Genomic DNA, 21,041 nt, shown 5'->3' on the forward strand with positions numbered 1-21,041 from the left:
ACAAACTCACAACAGCACCCCCGATGATCAGTCAGGGGATTATCGCTCTGTTAAAGTGATAATCAAGATATAAGCAGGGGACAAAAGCGTGTCCCCTGCACCCGCGCTTTCCGCAGCATGAATTGCCCGCGTTGCGGGTGCCCTCGGTTGTCATTCCGGCGGACGGGTCGGCTTTAGGCTACAGTCCCTGTAGCCGGACGCCTTTCGCCGCCGTCCTGGCGGCTCATCCCTGCCTCCATTCCGCCCTCAGTAATTCATGATGCTCGGGGGAAGGTCAAAGACAAAAGAAATAATCAAAAGAAATGATCATAAGCAAAAAATCAAAACCTCAGGATTTTATCAATTAATCATTATTTTTTTATCAGTAGCCTTTGACGTTGACCTTCCCAGAGCGTCATGACTCGCTGAGCGAAGAACGCAGGCAGGGGCGAAGCGCCATGGATGGCGCGGAGAGGCGTCCGCCGCCAGGGACTGGTGGCTAAAGCCGACCCGTCCGCCGGAGTGATGAGTGAAGGTACCGGCGCAGCCGGCGAGAAATGCCGCGAAAAAGCCCGGGTTCATAGGGGACGGCTAGGTCCCCTATGGCGGTTGAGGCGGCGAGGCTCAAGTAGAAAAACCATTTTATATCAACCGAAACCTGCTCCGAACCTCTTTTAAAAACCAGCCCCTTGAGAGTTCAAGTCCAGCATGACAACCGAAGGGACCCGCAACGCGGGCAATTCATGCTGCGGAAAGCGCGGGTGCAGGGGACACGCTTTTGTCCCCTGCTTGAACGCAAAACTTAATACTTAAAGAACAACAACTTAGCCAAAGTATCCAACCAGCAAAGCCTTTAATGCTCGCATCTAAGCCTCAAGTAGAAAACAATACTCAAACAAAACTCATATCAAAAACTAAACTTCGCCCTGATTATCTTTCTCTACGGCCTCGTAGATGCGTTCCTGCATATCAGGGAAGGCGGACAGAACGCGGCTCCAGCTCGGTATAAACGGTTTTTCGCTGGGAGTTTCCACAAATGCCTGACCAGCGTCGATGATGGCTCCTGAGAACAACTCGACGGCGGACTCTTCGCTGTGGCGGTCAAACGTCAGACCGTTCATTTTTGCATCATGATCGAAGTCATCGATCATATCCAGCGCTGTGCGGTAATAGGTGGCTTTCAGTACGCGGAAGGATTCGCTCGTCAGATTAACGCCCAGCACCGCCATTTTACGGTACAGCGCCTTGGTGATATCAATACTCATGCGTTGCAGGCCGCTGGTCGCATCATCTTCCGACATTGGCTGATGCTTGTGATCGTAATTATCGGCGATATCGACCTGACAAATACGTTTGGTCGCGGTATTGCGGTGCAGTTCTGACAGTACCCCAATTTCCAATCCCCAATCGCTTGGAATGCGCAGATCGCTGAGTACATGGGTACGCATGGCGAATTCACCAGAAAGTGGATAGCGGAAACTGCGCAGATATTCTAGAAACTCGGAATTGCCGTAGACTTTTTGCAGGGATTTCAGAAGCGGATAGACCAGCAAACGACCGACACGACCATTGAGCTTACCGTTGGCGACGCGGGCGTAATAACCTTTGCAGAAGTCATAATGGAAATTTGGATTGGCGACGGGATACATCAAGCGAGCCAACATGTCGCGATTGTACGTGACAATGTCACAATCATGTAGTCCGACGACAGACGTACGTCGTGAAGCCAGCGTATAGCCGACACAGAACCAGACATTGCGGCCTTTTCCGGGTTCGGCGGGGGAAAGTCCTTCCTGCTTCAGTTCTTCATCCAAAGCCTTGAGACGTGGCCCATCATTCCACAAAATGCGGTGACGCTGAGGCAAGCGGGAGAAAAACTCACGGGCAAATAAAAACTGGTCGCGGTCGGCGCGATCCAGGCCGATGACGATCTCTTCGAGGTAAGGCACTTGTGCTAGTTCATCAACAATATGGGTGAGGGCTGGACCTTCCAATTCAGAGAACAGAGAGGGGAGAATCAATCCCATCGATCGCCGACCAGAGAAAACCTTAAGGTCATACTCCAGTTCTTCCAGTTTACGGCGTGAGAAATTATGGAAATTGGTGATTACCCCATCCTGATAGAAATCGCTCATAGACATCTCCCGTTAAAGAAAAAGTGCCGCCAATACGGCTAAAATCTGACAAATATTCTGTTTTTTATTGCCAAACTATTCAGGTACGGATCATTCCCGAACGTTTAAATCGTAGTTCGCCTGCGGCAGACAGGCAAAAATAATGTGAAATAAGTCGCAAAATGGGAGGGGGTGGGAGGGTGGTGCGGGAGCGCGCACCGGGCGCTAATAGGGAGGGATTTTAATTTCAATTTTAATTTCAATTTTAAAAGATGGCTTTTGAGCCGGTTTCGGTTGATATGAGTACTGTTTTCACCTTGAAGCTTAGGCGCTAGCGTTAGATTTTTAAAGCGGGCTCGGAGCAGGTTTCGGTTGATATAAATGTGTTTTTCTACTTGAGCCTTCCAGCCTCAACCGACAAAGGAGCGCCATCGCCGCGCCCCTTTGAACCCGGGCTAGGCGCGGAAATATTGCCGGTTTCACCGGTTCCCTCCCACGTCTTGCGGGCTTATCGAGCCAGCTCTGAATCGCTCCCGGCGATGCAGAGCTTTTCGCCGCGTCCCTGCGGCTCCCTCGGCCCTCCAGACTCGTCGGCAATATTCCTGAGTGCGCCAACAAGGTCAAAAGACAAAAGCAGAATCAAAAGCGATAAACCCACTCTTTTATGTCTTCTTTATATTTTCATTGCTTTTGACGTTGAACTTCCCCCGAGCATCATGAATTGCTGAGGGCGGAATGGAGGCAGGGATGAGCCGCCATGGATGGTGGCGAAAGGCGTCCGGCTACAGGGACCTGTAGCCTAAAGCCGACCCGTCCGCCGGAATGACAACCGAGGGGACCCGCAACGCGGGCAATTTATGCTGCGGAAAGCGCGGGTGCAGGGGACACGCTTTTGTCCCCTGCTTGAACGCAAAACTTAATACTTAAAGAACAACAACATAGCTTGAGCGTTCAACCAGCAAAGCTATCTTTTGACCTTCACAGACATTGAAATACAAAGTTCATTTTGACGTTGACCTTCTCCCGAGCATCATGAATTGCTGAGGGCGGAATGCAGGCAGGGATGAGCCGCCAGGACGGCGGCGAAAGGCGTCCGGCTACAGGGACTGTAGCCTAAAGCCGACCCGTCCGCCGGAATGACAACCGAAGGTACCCACGCAGTGGGCAATTTATGCTGCGGAAAGCGCGGGTGCAGGGGACACGCTTTTGTCCCCTGCTTGAACGCCAAACATAATACTTAAAGAACAACAACATAGCCTGCGCGTTCAACCAACAAAGCTATCTTTTAAAACCTAACGCTGGCGCCTAAGCCTCAAGGTGAAAACAAAACTCATCTCAACCAAAACCCGCGCAGTAGGCAAAACATATTGCGGAAAACGCGGGTGCAGGGAACGCGTTTACGTTTCCTGCCAGATGCCAATATCAACAGCTAATAAAATGATCCATTCCCTCCCCCCATCCCTCGGGCCCACCGGCCCTAGTCCGAAACACAGTATCGCCATGATGATGATCAAGCGTCATCGCATGATTATGGTGCCCGGGGATCACAACTGCGCGGTCAACGGCATTTAGCATCGAAATATCATTGGGCCCGTCACCGAGTCCCAACGTGGTCATTCTGTGGCCACGCTGCGTGCGGTATTCCCCCGTCAACCACGCCACCGCAGCTCCTTTACTGACACTCGCTCCCATTACGTGCCAAAATCGACCGCCACGTGTGAGCGTCAATCCTTCCTGAACCAGCTTTTGTTCAAAACGACGCAGATCGCCGTCGCTGCCAAACCACACCAGCGGTTCAGAACCCTCACGTTGCATCGCGAGATGTGCGTCGTTGACGGGCAACCCCGTCCAGTCCGCGACCTGTGCCACAGTGACATCACCGAATCCACGAAATTCAAAATCAAATTGCTGGCGTAATTGGCCGATAACGGCGCGGATATGCACATAATCACTGCCAAATATTTTTCGTGGGGAATCAGGATGACGCTGCCAACTCTCCGGCAAACACACCACTGAACCGTTTTCAGCAATGAAAGGATACCCCGACAGTCCCAGTCTTTGTTGCAGTAACGTCACTTCTGCGACTGTTTTACTGGTGGTGATAATCACCGGGATTTTATGCTGTGCCAATCGGGTGAGCCAAGGCGCGGCCGCCTGCCAACTGTAGGTATTATGGTCGAGCAAGGATCCATCAAGATCGGTAAAAATAAGAAGTGAATCATCGAGATAGGGCATTTTCTATCCTCTGTCGAACGCGGAAGAACAGCATAAAACACACAAACCATTCCGTCGGAGGAGTAAGTATATACGGTAATAACTGCGATGTTGCCCAAGGTTTGCCCTCTTAGTATACGGTGGTTTATCACCCACGATTTGCATGGGGTGTGGGAGATCGCTGACAGTGCGGCAGTGCTTATACAGGGAAATTTTGCAGACGGGGCAATCTCCCGCTTTTTCTTCCTCCTGGTTCACCTGCCGATTTTTCGGGGCTAGAATAGGGGATGGAAAGGGGGAAACCATGAAAGATGATGATGAAAGCCTGTTCAGTCAGGAAATGGCCGATGTAACGCCATTGCCACCCAAGCGTGATGTGGTTTACCTCAAAAGTAGCAACCCCGAAAAAAAACAGCTGTTGGAAGAGGTTCAACTGGCGGCTGAGAATACGTTGACGGTGGGTTTTCTCGACGTAATAAATCTGGAAACCTCTCTGGATTACAAGGATCCGGGCGTGCAGATTGGCGTTCTTGAAAAATTGCGCAAAGGGAAATACACGCCCAATGCCAGCCTGAATCTACTGCGTCAACCGGTAGAGGTGTGCCGACAAGCGCTGTTTGCATTCTATTGCCAGGCGCAGGAGGAACAATGGCGAACGCTGTTGATCATTCATGGGCGAGGCCGGGAAGAGAACAGTCATCCCAATATTATCCGCAGTTATGTGGCAAAGTGGCTTAAACAGCTCGATCAGGTACAAGCGTTCTGTGTGGCACAGCGTCATGATGGCGGGGAAGGTGCCTGTTACGTCATCCTGAAAAAATCCGCGGATGCCAGGCAGGAGAACTGGGAACGGCACGCCAAACATAGTCGATAAATTTGAGCTGCTTCTTTAATGACCTGTTATTGCTCCTTCTTTGAGCCGGGTCATGATAGCTTTCTGAAAATAGTGATTTTATTGCTGCATCAAATTCACCAATCTGATGAAATCCTTACAACATCCTTATTTTATGACGGACTTCCTGATGCTTTCTGGCACGACATGGTTTACACGCCGAACTCTCCACCAAGCGCTGTTTCTCGGCAGTTTTACCCTGCTTAGCGCTTGCAACGATGCGCCAACGGCTCCCAACGCAGCGTCACAACCTTTGGTAATAGAAGGGAAAACCATGGGGACATTTTACCGTGTCAGCCTGGCGGGGGTGGATCCGCAGGAGGAGGCCAGTCTGCGCGAAGCCATCACCGCGCAGTTGGCAAAAGATGACGGTGAAATCTCCACCTACAAACCTCACTCGGTACTGTCGCGTTTCAATCAATATACCGGGAATGAACCCCAGCCTGTCAGCGCAGACATGGCTGATTTGGTGGTCTGCGCGTTACGTATTGGCGCATTGACGAAGGGTGCCATGGATATCACCGTTGGACCACTGGTGAACCTATGGGGATTTGGGCCAGAAAAGCAGCCAGTGAAAGAACCTGGGCAACAGCAAATTGATCAGGCGAAAGCGCAAACCGGTTTGCAACATCTGACAGTCATTCATAAAGCGGAAGGCCAATGGTTACAGAAAGATTTACCAGGACTGTATGTCGATTTGTCCACTGTGGGTGAAGGCTATGCCACCGATAATCTGGCGCGTCTGATGGAGCGGCGGGGGATCAGGAACTATTTGGTATCAGTGGGTGGCGCGGTGGTATCCCGTGGATATAACGGTCAGGGAAAACCCTGGCGTGTCGCGATTCAAAAACCCACCGATCGGGAAAATGCGGTTCAGGCAATCGTCGATCTGCAAGGGCATGGAATCAGTACCTCGGGCAGTTATCGTAACTATTACGAAGTCGATGGTAAGCGCTTTTCACACATCATCGATCCTGCTACAGGACGACCTATTACCCATAAGCTGGTGTCGGCAACGGTTATTTCACCTACGGCAACAGAAGCGGATGGTTGGGATACTGGCCTGATGGTTTTAGGTACAGAGAAAGCGCTTGCACTGGCCAAACAACACGGATTGGCGGTTTATCTTATTAGCAAAGAGGGCGATCGGTTCAAAACGTATATGTCCCCACAGTTCCAGGCATTTCTTGTTAATCCTTAAGAGGTGCTTTACGTCGCGCGGTGAATTATTACCGCGCTATCATATAGTTGCTGCTAACGAATCCTGATTCAAAAAATGCTGTTTTATACTAAAAATCCTAATTTATTATTGACCAGTAATCAACGAAATCCTCATTTAATCCGGTATTGTTGATTTTTGGGTTAAAGAAAACGCTCGTTCCAAAAAAATCAACGCATACCCCATAAAAGAAAATACCGATAATTTATTGATATTTAATGTATTTATCTGTCAACTAACCATTCATCCTGCCCGATTTCTGACATCATTTTTCCTAAAAATTCACTCAATGGAAATAATTGTCTAAAAATAGACTATCGTCTACGCTTTCTTACATATAGAAACAGAAGACACTGAGGTGTCATGGGTAATTAATAAATCTGACAGTTCAGAGCCTGAAAATTCCTGACGTAAATTAACGTTGCATCTTCATTTTTGGGTTAATAGCATTATTTCGATTTTATATATTGCTATTACATCTGCGTTTCGATGACGCGAATTCTTAATGCCTGTTCATTCTTGGGTGGGACTTTTTTTCGTCATTAACTATGTCCCTGTTTTTGTTATAGGGCTGCCGGTTCATTGCATCTCTACGGTGAAATAAAAAATTTCCTTATTCACGTTTAAGTTTTTAAAAGGTAAATCATGATGAAATTCAGCTACCTGGCGCTAATGGTTACATTGGGTATAAACAGCAGTTTAGTATTTGCTCAGGTTGAACAACCGAAAGAAGCGAGCTCCTTCACCAAAGCAGCCAATGAAGCGGTACTGAAAGATCTCCCTTTCAATGATAAGCAAGATTTCGAAGATGCAAAGAAAGGGTTTGTTGCCACACTGGATCCAATGACAATTAAAGATGAAAAGGGGAATGTATCCTGGGATTTGACTACCTATGGCTTTATTAAAGGAGAGCCCCGGCAACAGTAAACCCCAGTTTATGGCGTATCGCGCAATTGAATATGAATAACGGTCTATTTAAAGTCACCGACCGTATCTATCAGATTCGTGGCTTTGATTTATCGGATATGACCATCGTGGAAGGTGACACCGGATTGATCATTATTGACCCTTTGGTTACCACCGAAGTCGCAAAAGCCGGCCTTGATCTTTACTATAAAAATCGACCGAAAAAACCTGTTGTTGCCGTTATTTACACCCATAGCCACGCAGACCACTATGGCGGCGTAAAAGGGGTGACCACTGAAGATGATGTTAAATCCGGAAAAGTGAAAATCCTTGCCCCGGTAGGATTCCTTGCCGATGCGGTCAGCGAAAACGTATTGGCTGGAAATGCGATGAGCCGACGGACCCTTTACCAATATGGCGCGATGCTTCCACGCAGCGATCGTGGGCAATTGGACGCAGGGTTGGGGAAAACGACCTCGATAGGTACCTTCACGCTGATTCCCCCTACCGATATCATAACCAGGACCGGTGAAACCAGAACGGTGGACGGTGTGCAAATGGAGTTCCAAATGGCGATGGATACGGAAGCGCCGACTGAGATGCTGATTTGGTTCCCGCAGTTCAAGGCACTCGATACCGCAGAGGACGCGACCCATACCCTGCATAATTTGTATACCCTACGTGGTGCCCAGGTTCGCGATGCTTCCAATTGGTGGAAGGTGTTGAACGAGGCCATCAATACGCACGGTGATGAGGTTGAAGTGGTTTTTGCCCAGCACCATTGGCCGATGTGGGGTAAAGACAAAATTGTCGATTACCTGGGCAGCCAACGGGATATGTTCAAATATATCCACGATCAATCGTTAAACCTGGCTAATAAGGGTCTGACGATGACTGAAATTGCTGAGGAATTACAGTTGCCGGACAGCACGGGCAAACGCTGGGCGAACCGGGGATATTACGGTTCAGTAAACCACAATGCCAAGGCCATTTATCAGCGTTATCTCGGTTGGTATGACAGTAATCCGGCGAATTTACATCCTCTGCCACCGGTAGAAGTCGCAAAACGCTATGTGGATTATATGGGGGGCGCGGATGCAATTATCACCAAAGCGAAACAGTCTATGGAACAAGGGGATTATCGCTGGGTCGCTGAAGTCATGAAACACGTGGTTTTTGCCGATCCGAAAAATCAGGCGGCACGTAATCTTCAGGCCGATGCCTTTGAACAGTTGGGATACCAGACAGAGGATCCTACCTGGCGTAATGAGTATTTGATGGGCGCGTATGAGTTGCGTAATGGTGTACCTGATTTGCCTGCTATCAGTACCGCCAGTGCAGATATGTTGAATGCAATGAGCCCAGAATTGATGCTTGATTATATGGGTGTGCGTTTGGATGGACCGAAAGCCAACGGCAAATCTGTTCGCCTGAATTGGAAATTGCCTGATGGGGCAAACTATGCGATTGAATTGCGTAACAGCGTGATTATCTACAGCGCCAATAAAACATTCGATAATGCGGACGCCACTATTACTGCCGATAAAACAAGTTTCTCACGCCTGACAATGGAAGGGACAGCACTGGATAAAGTGATTGCCGACGATAATGTCAAGGTAGAAGGAAACAAAGAGAAAATAAACGAATTGCTGGGGTTACTCGATACCTTCCCAGGCATGTTCAATATCATAACGCCATAACATTAAAGGCAGCGTTAATCGTAAAGATAACGCTGCCTTTTTTCCGTTTTATCAATAATAAAAAAGAGTTAATGAGGATTGCAGACATGGCTGAAATAAAAAATATCTCACGGGTAAAAACACTCTACGGACTCGGTTTGTTACTATGCGGAGCGCCCCTGATTTGCGAAGCGGATAACGCGCGTGACTGGCAAAATTTGCCTACTGATTTGAATCTGATTTTTGGTTATTACAGCCGAGTTGATACCAATACGTCTATTGATACGTCATTACCTCTTGATGGTCTGAAACTTGACGCCGATGTATATATTTTACGTTATGCCCATTCTTTTGCTATCGATGGCCGTTCGTCGGCGATACAAATTCTACAACCTTATGCCCGGGTAAAAGCGTCTTTTGATGATGGACAGTTCTTCGATGGGACTAAAAAAAATAATGGTGCCGGAGATACACAATTTATTTTTGTGCATAATCTGTTTGGTGCACCGGCGTTGAGCAAAGAGGAGTTTGTGAAGTGGACGCCAGAAACGTTCCTCACGGGGGCAATTTGGGTGACAGCACCAACGGGAGACTATGACCGAAACAAGGTAATCAATATTGGTGCCAACCGCTGGGTGTTCAAACCCGAGTTGGCCTTTGGTCAGCCAATAGGACCGACCTGGCTTGAACTCAACACCTGGGTCTCTTTTTATACCGACAACGATGAATATCACGGTGAAGGGCAACTTTCGCAACGTCCGTTGTATGCCATCGAAGGGCACTATAGCTACAATTTCAACCGCGCGCTCTGGGCTTCGATAGATTCTACTTACAGCGTGGGCGGGGAGAGTCGGGTTAATGGCTCACTACAGGATAACGAGCAAGAGAATGTGCTATTGGGTGCCACCGTTGGTTTCCAACTGTCGCCGCAATTTGGTGGCCTGATCGCGTATTCTGATACGGTTTCAAAACGATCCGGATCCCCTGATATGGATACCTGGACTTTCAGATTGCAATACGCCTGGTAAACCATGAACGGGATTATGACGTTCCGGGCGCACATCACAGCTCAATAATCTCAATCTGCCCTTGCAGAATCGGACCGCAAAGGATCTTGTACCCGTCGCTGTCAAAATTCTGTGAGGCAGATTTCAGGGTTCCCACCTCAGCAAGATCAGTGACCGACCCCAGATAGAACCAGTTTCGCACAATATGATACTGCTTCATATTGCCGAACTGTTCTGCCAGCGCAATGGCACCAGAATAGGGCCAGCACACCAGTTGCAGAGAATGCAGTTCAGCCAACAGGCGCTGTTGGTGTGCGTCAATGCTCTCTTTTCCACAACATGCTCCGGCACAACGTTTAAGTGCTGAACGAAAACATCCCCGTCCCGCTGAAACCGATTCAATACCAAGCAGACCGTAACAGAGCTGATGTTTGTCGGCGATGCCGATCACTGCCTGCAATGCAGCCCGTCGGTTTGAGAACAGGCCATACAAATTGGGTTGATGTGAAAAATCAATTTCTTTGGCGTAAACCACCTGCGGTTTGCCCTGTTGCAACTGCAAGGAACAAAGCTGACGATTGTGCCGCAGGCGTTTATTGTGCAGCGGCTGTAATTTTTTAATCATCTGTGCTTCAAGCAATAGTGCACCGACTTCGCCCGCCGTTGCAATATAGGTAATCTGCCGGGCCTGACGCAGCAGTCGGGCTTCATCCGCATTACGCAAATGGGACATGACGCGGCTGCGGATATTGATGCTTTTGCCGATGTACAACGGCATAACGTCGCTGTCGCCGTGGAAAATATACACACCTGGGCATTTTGGCAATGTCGCCAGGGAATCTCGCAAATGTTCAGGGTATTGATAAATGGCTGCTGGCTCGAACTCAAGCCGATGGGTTGAAACACGTCTGGACACTGATAAATCCCTTATACTGTAATTATGTACAGGCTATCAGATTTTGTGCATTGCAGGAAGATGGGTTTTGGATTGATATTGAAGGTTTGTTTTGCAAGGAGAGGAGAGAAGAGGGCTAGCGTGCCAGCCCTCACGTTTTAATTCAATCGAATAAATCAAGAGCAACAGCAAAAGGCGTGTAATAAAAGTTTCGGAACATATTTAGCGGTTTTTTTCTATTCTCGCAGGCGAGATCGAGAGTTTTGGAACTCTTGAGGAGCATTGAAGATGTTGACGGGCGAACGCCGAGGCAACTGTCAGCAATTAAAACCCGATCTCCCGCCGTACTATTACGCACTTCGGTGGTAAAACCCCGTGACTCACCCACGTTGTGCCACGGGTTGGCATTCGAGGTATCATTGTCAGAATCTGTGCTGTAAATTGCATTACTCATCATCCGTGATTCCCAATATTCGGGGGAAAACATCTCCCCCGGTGCCGCTTCGTGTTCTATTAACATTGCCCCTGTAATTTCAGCGACTGAGATAATGCGATCCGCGCCAAATCCACCCAAAGCTGCCCACTCATCCAGGTTACCATAATCCCGGATAAGGGAACGCAGGACATCGCGGTGCCGGGAACCCGGGGGCGCATTTTCAATAGCTGCGTTAAAAGAGCCTTCAATTTCGTAAAAATCAACTGAGGGTCTTATTGCATAAATATATAGAACCGCATTGGGATCCAACTGACCTTCGTCATCCCTTTCTGCCATTGCGTAGGAAATGTCCACGGCATTTTCAAGTGTTGAGGTTGTAGAAACAAAGGCACTGGTACTTCCCTCCACAGATTCTCCCTCAAAATGACGTGTAAGATCTTCATCCCTGACCAATTCACCATTATTGTCTCGTGGTCGCATACCATCAACTGCAGGATTTAATAATTCCTCCAAGGGGCGACTGTCAATTCGGTATACCAAGTTGACGGGTGTGATAGAAAAAGAATAAAAGGGGATACCAATGAATAACAAGACGATGAGCTGCCTTGTTAATATGAGCGGAAACGTTGATTTCCTTGTCATTCTCGCCTCTATATATGCTGGTTGGATAGTTAACTTACTATTGCAGTCGCTATATTTACTGCCCATAAGGAAGCCCATGAACCCTTGAGTCGCGTGATTGAATGCTTTGTATTATATTATATGTTGTTGATTCTGCTACTGATGCAGTGCCTTCAACCGTTGCTCCTAATAAATAGGCGTTTTTTAATCCATTACAGACTTTATCTGATCCTCCCTGATGCCAACCAAATGAGTAATAAGGGTCATTGGGATTGTAATATGCCGCGAAACAAGGAGCTTCGCTGGTATCGACACCATAGGCCACGATAGTTCCTGCGAAATTATAGGTACTGGCAGCATGGGCCATGGAATTTAAAGAGAGTAATGATAAAGTTATCAAAGATATTTTTTTTACGGTATTCATTTTCATTCCTTAACGTTGTTTTAATTGACGGTGCCGAGGAGAAATATATCACCTACAACTTTCTCTGTTGAGTGCAATAAATGATGAGATAAGGCTCATCTGTTTTTTAAATTCTGATTCTTTTGTTTGTAATGAATTAAAGGTTTAAAATCATGGAAATATATATTCTCATGATTTAAATTTCGGTATGATTTTTTTAATGTTTCAATGTCAACATGACTATTAATACTGATAACGCTGTTATTCCCATAAGAACCACTCCTGCAAAAAAGACCAATTCAGCCCTCCAAGAATGATACCTCCATTTTTTTCTCTCGCATTATCATTAAAATCCATTCAATTATTTGAATAATAAAGGTTTTTAATGATTTATCAACGCAGTGTATCTTCTTCTTTTGCACTAACGACGGGACGAACACCTATACCTACGATGCGCTGTATCAGTTGATTACTGCAACCGGGCGGGAGAATGCCAAGTCAGAGTTCCTTGAGGAGGTATATATAAATTATCAAGGAGCAGTGACCTTTTCTGAAAAATAACATAGACCGAAAAGATTCAGTAGGTATCAGTATTCATGTATGATGTTACCTCATTGGAAATTATGGCGGTGATGAGCTTTCTCCTGAATTTATTTTCAAAGATAAGGCTTATTGTCAGCAGGTTTGCAGAACAGTATTTTTCCCAGCGGTGCGCCACTGGGAACATATTCTATACCGCTATTCTGGCTGCTCCATCCTGTGCTGGTATATGTTACATTGCCATTTCCGCCAGCGAGATCAAGATCGATGAGAATACTGTTACTTAATGCGTAAGCCAGACTGCTGCCGCTGGAGTATGTACTGCTGGACCACATCAACATGATGGCATTGGTGGGTTTGATTCCCGGCATCTGCGTGTTGTCGAGTGTTAATGCATTGAAATTGGCGAATTGGCTGCAATCGGAGAACAAGGTGGCGCTGACACCTGCCGTCCAACTATTGCCAGTATTATTCTGGAAATACACGGCGTCTGGTGAAGGAGCCGAGGAGAGAATATTCAGGGTGCCATATTCTGAAACATTAACCGTTTTCCCTGGTTGGCAGGGGATCTGCTGGCCGATTCTGATTTTTTGATTGGGCGAGATGGGCGAGTTGGAAATATAGGCATTAATCTCAGGGTAGAGCGTATAGACGTTATTCTCCAGATAATTGGCGATAATATCAAAAATCAACGGTACGCCGGTTAAGTTCGAACTTTCAGAACGCCTGAACAGATAAAGCTTCGCCCCTGCGTTTTTAAGTGTCACCAGGCTGGAGCTGTCTATATTCAGGTTAAGCGTATAATTACCCATCATATTTCCCTGAACCAATAGCGGCCACGGGCATGCATAGCCAAGGCCGCTATTAATTTATTTTTACACTGATTTATTACTGAAGGAGTTTTCAGATATCAGTAGTTTCCGGTAATGGTATATCCGGAGTCATTATCCAATGTCAATGCTTGTCCATTAACATTCAATACGGTGGCAACGCCATTGCGTACAATGCCATCTTCGCTAATATGACTTCCCATTGTATAGGAAAAATTTGCTGTAACTGCCGTGGTGGTCAGCGTTAGATTTTGTGCAATGACACCGGCACCAAACTGATTGCTTGAATGGGGTAAAAATACAACTTGTGGCATGATACTACTCCATAGGAAATTTAGTTTTGTGTGATAAGCAGAGGAGACAAGGCTACATTTGGCGCGATCTGTTTGGCCCATGCTGCGCCTTGTGCATCCCAACCGGTATTGATGTCAAACGCGACGCCACGATTATTGACGCCCGTGAGATCAATAAGCATACCGGCAGAACTGATTGAATAAAGAACGGTTCCCGTATTGATAATACCGGTGCTGAAGACCAGTAGAACTTTCTCAATCGGTGTAACCTGACCCATAAAGTTGCCGTTCAGGGGCAATGCACAGAGAGGCTGCATTCCGCCATTGTCACTATATTGGGAAACACCTGTAGTATAAGGTGTTGCTGCCTGGTTAATAATTGAAATGGTACCCTGTGCCCCGTTTGTATTGGTGCTCAGGTTGCCATATTGGTCGACCAATACGTTATAACCAAGATCCGCTGAAACATTGGTATTGGTATTGATGGTCACCTGATTTTTTATGGTCTGCGCCGATATATAGGCAGAATAACTGGCTTCCCAACTTAAGCTGGTACTGGTGAGAAAATTACTGGCGCTGACCCACACCGTAGGAGCCCCGTTGCTCACCTGGGTTTTAACCGCTTTGAACGCCAGTAAAGAGCAGCCCTGCTGTTTAAGTTTCTGAACGCTATCCGGGCTCATCGTAATATCAATTTCGTAGCTTGTAGACACAGTTCCACCTCTTTGTTGAATGGCTGACACAAAAATCATTTCGTTAACGGATATCCGTTGAGAATAGGTTTAGACGGGATTTTTTATATTTCTTGCTTCATTGGTGTTTTTCTTGATCATTATCAAAATGTTTATAATAATAATTCGATTGTCCATAAATGGATTATTTGTGGCATATTTTTCCCATCTGTTATTGTGATTATTTTTGGACTCCGTAAGTGGATTGAATATATATATTATTAATTTATAATTTTAAATTAGATTTAAACCAACTTAATGTATTTGGATTTTCCATAGACTCTGTTTAAGTCATTTGGCTGTCATATACCGCCGGTATGTTGTGGCGATCTCTCATACTGATTTAATAAGGAAATTGACCGCGCCTATGTCTGCTATTCAGATCACCCACCTGAAAAAAACTTTTGCCAGCCAACCGGTGTTGAACGATGTGACGCTGCATATAAACCACGGTGAATTCGTCGCTGTTCTTGGTCCTTCCGGATGCGGCAAGACCACGCTTCTGCGTTTGATTGCGGGTTTTGAACCGTTGGATCAAGGAACCATCTGCGTAGGTGAGCGACTTCTCTCTTCATCAGAAATCCATATCCTGCCGGAGAAGAGGGCGCTGGGCATCGTCTTTCAAAACTATGCGCTGTGGCCACATATGTCAGTTGTGGAAAACGTTGAGTACAGTCTGAAAGTTGCAGGTCTTGATCGCGCCGAACGGCAACAGCGAACGCTCGATGCCCTGGCGTTGGTCGGGCTGACGCAGTTTAGCGCACGCGCGCCTGCCGAGTTGTCGGGCGGCCAGCGTCAGCGGGTTGCGTTGGCCCGCTGTCTGGTGGCGCGTCCTTCGGTGGTGTTACTCGATGAGCCCTTGGCCAATCTCGACGTTCATCTTCGCACGTCTATGGAGGAGGAGTTCTCGCGCTTTCATCGCCATTCCGGTGCCACCATGCTCTACATCACCCACGATCAGCAGGAAGCGATGGCGCTTGCCGATCGCGTTGTGGTGATGGACAAAGGGCGCGTGATGCAATTCTCCACGCCGGAAATGCTCTACCGTGAACCCGCCAACGCGATGGTGGCTCGATTTATTGCCGATGGTCGCGTGCTGCCGGTTGAGCAAATTCGCCCTGATGGTAAAGGGATGGCTGATGTACGTCTTTTCAATCATCCATTGCGGTTGCGTGCCAGTTCGCAACAGCCAGAATGTCCGCAAGGACAAATCTCATTGCATGCCGCCGATCTGCGACTGGCGACGGCTACCGAGGTTGGAATTCCGTCCCGGCTGACACGCAAGGTCTATCGCGGCGGTTACCAACAGTGGGATGTTGAGCTCGAATCCCACCCTGAATACCCACTCTCCCTCAATGTCAGCGACACGCTGCGCCACAACATCGGCGACAGCGTGTTGTTGACCATCATTGATGGTTGGGTGATCCCAGTGAACTGATTTCCCCTTTACACGCATTTAACAAGGATAATGATATGCGCATGAAATACTTGCTTTCTTTGGTGATAGTAGCCTCAGCCGCGCAGGCAGCCCCTCAGGGCAAATTAGTGGTTTACACCTCTCAGGCCCCTGAAATTGCCCAGCAGACTATTGATGCTTTCAAGGCGGCACATCCTGAAATTCAGGTTGAATGGTCGCGCAATGGAACCAGTCAGTTGATGAATGTGCTGCGAACCGAAATGATGGCCGGGGAGGTGAAGGCCGATGTGTTACTGGTGGCGGACACCATCAATTTGGGGGTACTGAAAAAAGAGGGTAAGTTACAGGCGTATCCAGATGCGCCGGTACAAGGCATCAATGCCCGCTTTTACGATCGCGACAAAACCTGGTTTGGAACCAAAATGATCGCCACGGTGATCGCATACAACACGAAGAATGCCAAACCAGTCGACAGTTGGATGGCGCTGACGCAATCTGAAAACCGTGGACAAGTCGCTGTTCCGAGCCCGCTCTATTCGGGTGCTGCGTTAAACCATCTGCATACCTTGATTAACGTAAAAGGGTTGGGCTGGGATTTTTATCAAAAACTGGCGGCGAACGATATTGCCCCGGAAGGGGGGAATGGGCCAGCGTTGAAGGCGGTTGCCAGCGGTCTGGCGAAGTATGGGATTATTGCCGATGCTGACGTCATTCGCGCCAAACAAAAAGGATCGCCGGTTGATCTCAGTTATCCGAAGGAAGGCGTGTCATTCATTACTGAGCCTGTGGCGATTCTGGCAAGTGCGCGCAATGTACCCGCGGCGAAAGTCTTCGTTGATTTTCTAATCTCAGAAAAAGGGCAACAACTGGTCGCGCAACAGGGCAATATGCCGATCGATGATCGCGTAGCACCACCCAAAGGATTCCCACCGCTGAATCAGATCACGTTGCTGCCGCTGGATGCCGATAAAGCCGTCGCCAACGATGAGCAAGTGCGGGCTAAATTCAGTCAGATTTTCGGCGGTTGATGCCTATGAGTGCCGTCAGCGAAATGTCCCGGAAACCGTCACCCCGCAAGTTCAGTTGGCCGGGCAGCGAAAAATGGGTGCTGATCCTGCTGGCACTGATGATTGCCTTTCTATCCGCTGCCCCCTTGGTGCGGCTGGTGTGGGCCGCCATTGCCCCCCAGGGAGTGCTGGATCCTGGCCGTCTGACGGATATTCTGGCGACCGGTAAAGTGTTGCGCGCCACCATCAATACGCTGTGGATCGCTTTTTCCTCTACCTTTCTCGCCGTGCTCTTCGGGACTTTGGCTGCGCTGCTGGTGGTACTGACCGACATGCGGCTAAAGCGTGCGTGGGTATTTGCCTTTATTCTGCCGTTGATGATCCCGCCGCAGGTCACAGCGCTGGCCTGGGTTCAGGCTTTTGCACCTTCCAGTATCATCCTTGATGCATTGGGTCTGGCCCTGCCAGCAGGAACGCGGCATCCTCTCTATTCGGCCCGTGGAATCATTTTGTTGCTGGGTCTGCATAATGCCTCGCTGGTATTTCTGACGGTACGCGCAGGTCTTCGGCACCTGCCTGCCGATCTGGTTGAGGTGGCCAGAAGCACCGGAGCTTCGCCGTTACGTGTACTTCTCACAGTCATATTGCCGCTGGCACGGCCTGCGATTTTTGCCGGTGCCGCGCTCTGCTTCGTTGCCTCTGCGGGGAACTTTGGCATTCAGGCAATGCTTGGTATACCCGGACGCGTACCCACATTGATCACCTTGGTCTACCAGCAACTTAATATGTCAGGCCCTTCAGCACTCTCTGATATGGCGGTGCTGTCACTATTAATAGCGTTGATCACCGTTGCCGGGCTGATAGTAAGCAGTTATCTGGGCGGAAAGCGAGATGTGAGGGTTAATGGCACCAGCAAATTAATGAAGATACAACTTGGCCGCTGGCGTTTTCCGCTCGAAATCAGCGTATGGCTATGGATGGCAGCGACGCTGCTATTGCCGCTCTCTGCACTCTTGACCAGTTCGTTGACAGCAGGTTTTGGTCAGGCACTTAACGCAAAAACGGTGACGCTGGTCAACTACACCAACGCGCTATTGGATTACCCGGCCATTCGCCATGCATTTATCACCAGTCTGGGGTTGACGCTGCTGACGGCCATTATCCTGACTCTGGCCTCGTTATTTTTAGCCTACTACTTGAGTTGGCAGCGCAGCCTGTTAGTCAAAGCACTACAGCTTGCTACCGAATTGGCGTATGCCTTGCCGGGCATCGTGATCGGCGTTGCCGCGATTCTGTTTTTCCTCAAGCCGTTACCGCTTATTCAGGTGAGTATCTATGGCACCGTGTGGATTATTCTTGCAGCTTATCTGTCCAACTATCTTGCCTTGGTGCTGCGGCCTACGCTCGCGGGTTTCGCACAGATTGAGCGATCGCTTGATGAAGCTGCACAGATTTTCGGCGCCGGGTTTCTGCGGCGGATGCGTGACATCATCATGCCGATTGCCGCGCCCTCAGCCATGGCGGGCGCGATTCTGGTCTTCCTGACGGCTCTCAACGAAATTCAGGTGTCTATTTTGCTGGTGACCTCAGATACCCAGACGCTGGGGCCGATGATCATTTTCCTTGAAGAGGGGGGATCGTCAACGTTGGCGGCAGCGGTGGGGTGCCTGATGATCGCTGTTGTATTGGCATTTATGCTGCTGGCATCGCTATTTTCCCGCCGATTGCCAGAAGGAGTACTGCCGTGGCACGTGTAATCTGCATCAGTGGGGTTGGCGGGGAGTTAGGGACCCGATGGGTTTCACCGTGCCCCAGCCTGAGCTTCTTTCCCTATGTGCTACAGTTAAAGATCAGGTCGGGCGTATATTGATTGCGTTCGGCGCCTGAATTGCAATGTGGAGGGGATATGACAAAGGTCGCCATAGTGGGTGCCCATGGGCAGATTGGTCAACTTATTATCAGACAACTTGCAGCACAGGGTGATCAGCCAGTAGGCATAGTGCGTAAACCGGAGCAAATGGAACGGATTACGTCTTTGGGCGGTCATGCCATTTTACTGGATATTGAAAATGCGACAGCAGAACAATTGGCAACTGCATTACAAGGAACTGATGCGGTAGTTTTTGCTGCGGGAGCAGGTGCGGGATCTACGGCCGCACGCAAGCGCACCGTTGATTATGCCGGTTCGGTTTTGCTGGCTCAGGCGGCACAATTGGCGGGCATTACCCGATACGTGCAAATTTCAGCGATGGGTGTGGATAATCCATTGGTGGAAGAGGCCGATGAGGTCTGGACGGCCTATGTTGCAGCCAAGCGGGATGCTGACAGCGAATTACGCAGCAGCGGCCTCGATTGGACGATTATACGACCTGGCCCTCTCAGTAACGCTGCCGCGACAGGAAAAGTGACGCTGGGCAGCGATGTGGGTCGTGGTGAAATTCCCCGGGAAGATGTGGCTGCGTTGGTGATTGCTTCCTTGGCTGAAGATAAAACCATTGGTCAGCAGTGGGAAGCCCGTAGCGGGGAAACGCCTTTACGCGAGGCGATTATCCAGCAATCCGCATCCTCAATGTAGCGTCTTCAATACTGTAATCCGTATTTCCAAGTGGGTATTTCCAACGTCATGGCGGGTGATTTCCCCGCTATGACATGCTATTTCACTCATCAGGCAAGAATCTAAATACCTCCTGTCCCTATACATGTTTATTTCGCTTATTAACACATTCCTGACGTTTTCTTTCCAAAGTCACTATTATTTTCACGCCAGGCAATGTTAAATAATGATTTAGTCTCTCCTTGAGCTGCATGCTATTTTTATCGGTGATTGTGTTTATCATCAATTGCACACCTTATCTGTTTTCAAAAACCATTACCTGTTAATTACCACACAGCATCATGGTTAATTAACGATATAATAATTAGGAAATCCAATGAAAAAATATCTTTTAGTACCCCTTATCATTACCACGCTATTTTCATTGACGGCGCAGGCCGGAAAGAATCTTAAGGCTGACTGTGATGCCCAGCAACAAGTCTACAATACCAAAGTCCGCATACTACAAATCAATGCCTTTGATTATGATAAAGATAATGTTCCACCACGTTACAGCATTGAATTCGCAATAAACTATATCGATGATTCATTTAAGTATTTCTTCTATGTGGATGCTACTACGGGGGGGCATGTAGGGCAGATGGCGCAGGTGGCAAAAATGCTCGATCAACCAGTTAATGTCTGCTTCGACTTTGCCAAATTGCAACTGCTTGGTATTGAGTTCAGTTAATATCAGCGACATATTACCCAACTTATTTCAACTCAAGGAACAATAATGAAGATATATCTACCGCTGTTTTTAATGCTTATTGTCACATCCTTTACTTCAAATGCAGGAAATACCCTTAAAGAACAGTGTCTCTACGCTAATGGCATCTATGTAGAAACTGCATCGATAGTGGGAATAAATAATACTGCCCACGTGAATGATAAGACGGAATTTAATATTGCAGTCAAGTATCGTGACGCGACGCATTGGTATACGGTTGATGCGGCAAGTAAAGGTCATGTCGCACAATTGGCTGAGTTGGCGATGTTAACTAATAATCCGGTGAATACCTGTGAAGATTTTAAGGCGACGCTGCTTTATGGTATTGAACTGAAAAACTGGTGATGAGTAGAATTCCAAAATAGTTAAAAGCGAGATTAGGTTAAAGTCCTGTCCGTGAGGCCAGGACTTTGTCATTAATAAATATCCTCCGGCATAGCCGGAGGTTTTTCATATGCGCCTATAAGGCTCTCTTGCCAGCCGCGCCCTAACAGGCGCATCGCGATCTGACATTTGCATCTATGGATTACTTACG

Annotated in this window: 17 protein-coding genes and 1 pseudogene; 10 read left to right on the forward strand and 8 right to left on the reverse strand. The window is 48.1% G+C overall.

Going from position 1 to position 21,041, the window contains the following annotated elements; genetic code table 11:
• Positions 1-893: 893 nt before the first annotated feature.
• Positions 894-2,114 carry a glycosyltransferase family protein gene (locus DRI82_RS22770; protein WP_114196178.1) on the reverse strand — a complete coding sequence of 407 codons (1,221 nt, stop codon included), beginning with the start codon at positions 2,112-2,114 and terminating at the stop codon, positions 894-896.
• Positions 2,115-3,515: 1,401 nt separating this feature from the next.
• Positions 3,516-4,328 (reverse strand): mannosyl-3-phosphoglycerate phosphatase-related protein, encoded by an 813-nt coding sequence (locus tag DRI82_RS22775; protein WP_114196179.1) that lies wholly within the window; start codon positions 4,326-4,328, stop codon positions 3,516-3,518.
• Between the two features lie 283 nt (positions 4,329-4,611).
• On the opposite strand from DRI82_RS22775, the gene smrA reads away from it, so the two are divergent.
• From smrA to DRI82_RS22795, 4 genes and pseudogenes are all read left to right on the forward strand, one after another.
• Positions 4,612-5,181 carry a DNA endonuclease SmrA gene (gene smrA, locus DRI82_RS22780; RefSeq protein WP_114196180.1) on the forward strand — a complete coding sequence of 190 codons (570 nt, stop codon included), beginning with the start codon at positions 4,612-4,614 and terminating at the stop codon, positions 5,179-5,181.
• Between the two features lie 148 nt (positions 5,182-5,329).
• On the forward strand, positions 5,330-6,400 hold the full coding sequence (apbE, locus tag DRI82_RS22785) for an FAD:protein FMN transferase ApbE (RefSeq protein ID WP_114196181.1): 1,071 nt from the start codon (positions 5,330-5,332) through the stop codon (positions 6,398-6,400).
• 666 nt (positions 6,401-7,066) lie between these two features.
• Positions 7,067-9,024: pseudogene (locus DRI82_RS22790) on the forward strand (alkyl/aryl-sulfatase).
• A gap of 86 nt (positions 9,025-9,110) precedes the next feature.
• A complete protein-coding gene (locus DRI82_RS22795) occupies positions 9,111-10,031 on the forward strand; it encodes a transporter (protein WP_211317710.1) in 921 nt (306 codons plus the stop codon).
• A 34-nt stretch (positions 10,032-10,065) separates the two neighbouring features.
• On the opposite strand, the gene cho is transcribed toward DRI82_RS22795, so the two are convergent.
• The 6 genes from cho to DRI82_RS22820 form a co-directional block, all read right to left on the reverse strand.
• Positions 10,066-10,926, reverse strand: a complete 861-nt coding sequence (gene cho / locus DRI82_RS22800; RefSeq protein WP_114196182.1) for an excinuclease Cho — start codon at positions 10,924-10,926, stop codon at positions 10,066-10,068.
• A gap of 142 nt (positions 10,927-11,068) precedes the next feature.
• Positions 11,069-11,983, reverse strand: coding sequence for a hypothetical protein (locus DRI82_RS22805; RefSeq protein WP_157968130.1), 915 nt, complete (start codon positions 11,981-11,983; stop codon positions 11,069-11,071).
• A gap of 55 nt (positions 11,984-12,038) precedes the next feature.
• The gene (locus DRI82_RS23970) at positions 12,039-12,386 is read right to left on the reverse strand and encodes a hypothetical protein (RefSeq protein ID WP_157968131.1); all 348 of its coding nucleotides are present in this window, start codon (positions 12,384-12,386) and stop codon (positions 12,039-12,041) included.
• 635 nt (positions 12,387-13,021) lie between these two features.
• A complete protein-coding gene (locus DRI82_RS22810) occupies positions 13,022-13,720 on the reverse strand; it encodes a hypothetical protein (RefSeq protein ID WP_157968132.1) in 699 nt (232 codons plus the stop codon).
• A gap of 95 nt (positions 13,721-13,815) precedes the next feature.
• On the reverse strand, positions 13,816-14,049 hold the full coding sequence (locus DRI82_RS22815) for a hypothetical protein (protein WP_114196185.1): 234 nt from the start codon (positions 14,047-14,049) through the stop codon (positions 13,816-13,818).
• 20 nt (positions 14,050-14,069) lie between these two features.
• On the reverse strand, positions 14,070-14,741 hold the full coding sequence (locus DRI82_RS22820) for a hypothetical protein (RefSeq protein WP_114196186.1): 672 nt from the start codon (positions 14,739-14,741) through the stop codon (positions 14,070-14,072).
• Between the two features lie 385 nt (positions 14,742-15,126).
• Here DRI82_RS22820 and DRI82_RS22825 point away from each other — a divergent pair, with 385 nt between their 5' ends.
• From DRI82_RS22825 to DRI82_RS22850, 6 genes are all read left to right on the forward strand, one after another.
• On the forward strand, positions 15,127-16,197 hold the full coding sequence (locus DRI82_RS22825; RefSeq protein WP_114196187.1) for an ABC transporter ATP-binding protein: 1,071 nt from the start codon (positions 15,127-15,129) through the stop codon (positions 16,195-16,197).
• 35 nt (positions 16,198-16,232) lie between these two features.
• The gene (locus tag DRI82_RS22830) at positions 16,233-17,204 is read left to right on the forward strand and encodes an ABC transporter substrate-binding protein (RefSeq protein WP_114196188.1); all 972 of its coding nucleotides are present in this window, start codon (positions 16,233-16,235) and stop codon (positions 17,202-17,204) included.
• A gap of 5 nt (positions 17,205-17,209) precedes the next feature.
• A complete protein-coding gene (locus DRI82_RS22835) occupies positions 17,210-18,940 on the forward strand; it encodes an ABC transporter permease (protein WP_114196193.1) in 1,731 nt (576 codons plus the stop codon).
• Between the two features lie 149 nt (positions 18,941-19,089).
• Entirely contained in the window at positions 19,090-19,758 is a 669-nt protein-coding gene (locus DRI82_RS22840; protein ID WP_114196189.1) for an SDR family oxidoreductase, read from the forward strand.
• A gap of 355 nt (positions 19,759-20,113) precedes the next feature.
• A complete protein-coding gene (locus tag DRI82_RS22845; protein WP_114196190.1) occupies positions 20,114-20,467 on the forward strand; it encodes a hypothetical protein in 354 nt (117 codons plus the stop codon).
• 45 nt (positions 20,468-20,512) lie between these two features.
• A complete protein-coding gene (locus tag DRI82_RS22850) occupies positions 20,513-20,851 on the forward strand; it encodes a hypothetical protein (RefSeq protein ID WP_114196191.1) in 339 nt (112 codons plus the stop codon).
• Positions 20,852-21,041 lie beyond the last annotated feature (190 nt).

This window comes from Edaphovirga cremea (assembly GCF_003332275.1).
GTDB classification, from domain to species: domain Bacteria; phylum Pseudomonadota; class Gammaproteobacteria; order Enterobacterales; family Enterobacteriaceae; genus Edaphovirga; species Edaphovirga cremea.

Bases quoted from the DNA above. Each gene is read 5' to 3' on its own strand.
- DRI82_RS22840 (WP_114196189.1), top strand. From the start codon at position 19,090: ATGACAAAGGTCGCCATAGTGGGTGCCCATGGGCAGATTGGTCAACTT.
- DRI82_RS22835 (WP_114196193.1), top strand. From the start codon at position 17,210: ATGAGTGCCGTCAGCGAAATGTCCCGGAAACCGTCACCCCGCAAGTTC.
- DRI82_RS22845 (WP_114196190.1), top strand. From the start codon at position 20,114: ATGAAAAAATATCTTTTAGTACCCCTTATCATTACCACGCTATTTTCA.
- apbE (WP_114196181.1), top strand. From the start codon at position 5,330: ATGCTTTCTGGCACGACATGGTTTACACGCCGAACTCTCCACCAAGCG.
- DRI82_RS22830 (WP_114196188.1), top strand. From the start codon at position 16,233: ATGCGCATGAAATACTTGCTTTCTTTGGTGATAGTAGCCTCAGCCGCG.
- DRI82_RS22770 (WP_114196178.1), bottom strand. From the start codon at position 2,114: ATGAGCGATTTCTATCAGGATGGGGTAATCACCAATTTCCATAATTTC.
- DRI82_RS22850 (WP_114196191.1), top strand. From the start codon at position 20,513: ATGAAGATATATCTACCGCTGTTTTTAATGCTTATTGTCACATCCTTT.
- DRI82_RS23970 (WP_157968131.1), bottom strand. From the start codon at position 12,386: ATGAATACCGTAAAAAAAATATCTTTGATAACTTTATCATTACTCTCT.
- DRI82_RS22825 (WP_114196187.1), top strand. From the start codon at position 15,127: ATGTCTGCTATTCAGATCACCCACCTGAAAAAAACTTTTGCCAGCCAA.
- smrA (WP_114196180.1), top strand. From the start codon at position 4,612: ATGAAAGATGATGATGAAAGCCTGTTCAGTCAGGAAATGGCCGATGTA.
- DRI82_RS22805 (WP_157968130.1), bottom strand. From the start codon at position 11,983: ATGACAAGGAAATCAACGTTTCCGCTCATATTAACAAGGCAGCTCATC.
- DRI82_RS22810 (WP_157968132.1), bottom strand. From the start codon at position 13,720: ATGATGGGTAATTATACGCTTAACCTGAATATAGACAGCTCCAGCCTG.
- DRI82_RS22815 (WP_114196185.1), bottom strand. From the start codon at position 14,049: ATGCCACAAGTTGTATTTTTACCCCATTCAAGCAATCAGTTTGGTGCC.
- DRI82_RS22775 (WP_114196179.1), bottom strand. From the start codon at position 4,328: ATGCCCTATCTCGATGATTCACTTCTTATTTTTACCGATCTTGATGGA.
- DRI82_RS22795 (WP_211317710.1), top strand. From the start codon at position 9,111: ATGGCTGAAATAAAAAATATCTCACGGGTAAAAACACTCTACGGACTC.